Source organism: bacterium, from assembly GCA_030654305.1.
GTDB lineage: Bacteria > Krumholzibacteriota > Krumholzibacteriia > LZORAL124-64-63 > LZORAL124-64-63 > PNOJ01.
Genome location: JAURXS010000327.1, coordinates 1 through 2,271 on the forward strand (window position 1 = coordinate 1; position 2,271 = coordinate 2,271).

Below are 2,271 nucleotides of genomic sequence, written 5' to 3' on the forward strand. Positions count from 1 at the left end.
GACGCCGCCCTTGAGCATCTCGGCGAGGCCGACCTTCAGCCGCATGCGCTCCTGGATCTTCTGATCCGTCCACGGGGTCTGCATGGCACCGTCTCCTGTTGGGGGTCCGCGCGGCGCAGCCGCTCCGGGATACAAGATAATCAATGCCGGCGGTGCCTGAAAGCGCCCGCCCGGCCCGCCTAGTACGACTGCGCGAACAGCACCCGCCGCCCGCTGGGCTTCCCGCAGCGGATGCAGCTGCCGGACTCTTCCGGCGCCCTGAGCGGGATGTTCCGGATCGTGACCTTGGTCTCGTCCTGGATGGCCGCCTCGCAGGCATCCTCGCCGCAGTGGTGGCAGTGGGCGAAGCCGCCCGCGCCGTTGAACAGCGCCAGGAACTCCTCCCAGGTCTCCAGCCGGTGCGTGTTGGCCTCCCGCCGCGCCAGGGCGGCGTCGAACAGCTCGCGCTGCATGCGCTCGAGGTGGACGGCGACTGCGTCGGCGATCCCGGCCAGCGGCGTCGGGAACTTCTGCCCGTCGTGCCGGGTGACCAGGACGCACTTGTCCTCGGCGACGTCGCGCGGCCCCAGCTCCAGGCGGATGGGCATGCCGCGGCGCTCCCACTCGCCGTACTTCCAGCCGGGCCGCATGTTGTCGCGGTCGTCGACGTGCACGAGGCCGGCCACCGGGCGCAGGCTCTCGCGCAGCTCCGCCGCCTTGGCCATGACCAGGGAACGCTCGTCGTCGTTGCGCCAGATGGGCACGATCACGACCTTGCGCTGGGTGATGCGCGGCGGCAGCACCAGGCCGTTGTCGTCGCTGTGGCACATGATCAAAGCGCCGATCAGGCGGGTCGAGGCGCCCCAGCTCGTGGCCCACACGTAGTCCTGGCCGCCGGCAGCGTCCTGGAACTTCACGTCGAAGGCCTTGGCGAAGTTCTGGCCCAGGTCGTGGCTGGTGCCCGCCTGCAGGGCCTTGTTGTCCTGCATCATCGCCTCGATGGAGAAGGTCTCCACCGCGCCGGCGAAGCGCTCGCGCGGCGTCTTGGCGCCGCAGACCACGGGCATCGCCAGGATGTCCTCGGCGAACCAGCGGTAGCACTCGAGCATCTGCAGGGTCTCGGCGCGCGCCTCCTCGGCCGTCGCGTGGGCGGTGTGCCCCTCCTGCCACAGGAACTCCGTGGTGCGCAGGAACAGGCGCGTGCGCATCTCCCAGCGCATGACGTTGGCCCACTGGTTGATCAGGAGCGGCAGGTCGCGGTAGCTCATGATCCACTTGCGGTACTGGTTCCAGATGACCGTCTCGCTGGTGGGGCGGATGATCAGCTCCTCCTCCAGCTTCGAGGCGGGGTCCGGCTCGACGGTGACCTTGCCGTCGCGCACGACGGTCATCAGCCGCGAGTGGGTGACGATGGCGCATTCCTTGGCGAACCCCTCGACGTGCTGCGCCTCCTTCGCCAGGAAGCTCTTGGGGATCAGCAGCGGGAAGTAGGCGTTGACGTGGCCCAGCTCCTTGAAGCGGTCGTCGAGCTGCCGCTGCATGCTCTCCCAGATGGCGTAGCCGTTGGGGCGGATGACCATGCAGCCGCGCACGGGGCTGTTCTCGGCCAGCTCGGCGGCGGCGATGACGTCCTGGTACCAGCGCGAGTAGTCCTCGCTGCGCTTGGTGATGTCGGCCATGGGGGTCCTTTCGGGGGCCTCACGCGTAGGCACGGCACAGGCCGGCTGCCTGCGACCGCCGGAAGATAACATCCAAATCCCGTCCGGGAAAGGCGGGCCGCAAACGGCCCTAGAAGCGGTATCCGAGCCGCAGGCTGCCGAAGCCGAGGCTCTGGTCGTCCTCGTCGGCGGCGTGGCTCTCGGGCAGGTACTGGGCCATCCCGTCCAGCCGCAGCCGGTCGGTCAGGGTCCAGGAGAGGTTCAGCCCGACCTCGACGTAGGTGAAGTCCGTGTACAGGGCGCCCAGGAGGTCGTCCGCGGCGGCCTCGTCGTAGTCCCTGCGCCCCGCCTCCAGGGTCAGCATGAGGGTGAGCGCCTCGCCGTAGGTCTCCACTCCGCCGCAGGCCCCCCACTGCGCATAACTCTCCCCGGCGTCATGGGATTCGAGGCTCTCGCGAACCGCCCCCAGCTCCCAGAGCGGCCCGAACACGCCACCCGTCCGCACCGCCGCGCGGGTCTCCAAACGAGTCTGATCGGCGTAGGCGCCCCACTCGTCGTCGTAACGCCAGCACTCCAGCGAGGCCGCGCCGACCGCGCGCACGACACCGGCACGTGCCGAAGCTACGCCGACCAG

At 69.6% G+C, this 2,271-nt stretch carries 2 protein-coding genes; both read right to left on the reverse strand.

Going from position 1 to position 2,271, the window contains the following annotated elements; genetic code table 11:
* Positions 1-179: 179 nt before the first annotated feature.
* The gene (gene proS, locus Q7W29_09370) at positions 180-1,658 is read right to left on the reverse strand and encodes a proline--tRNA ligase (protein ID MDO9172028.1); all 1,479 of its coding nucleotides are present in this window, start codon (positions 1,656-1,658) and stop codon (positions 180-182) included.
* 109 nt (positions 1,659-1,767) lie between these two features.
* A partial coding sequence (locus Q7W29_09375; GenBank protein MDO9172029.1) for a hypothetical protein occupies positions 1,768-2,271 on the reverse strand: 504 nt, incomplete at its 5' end.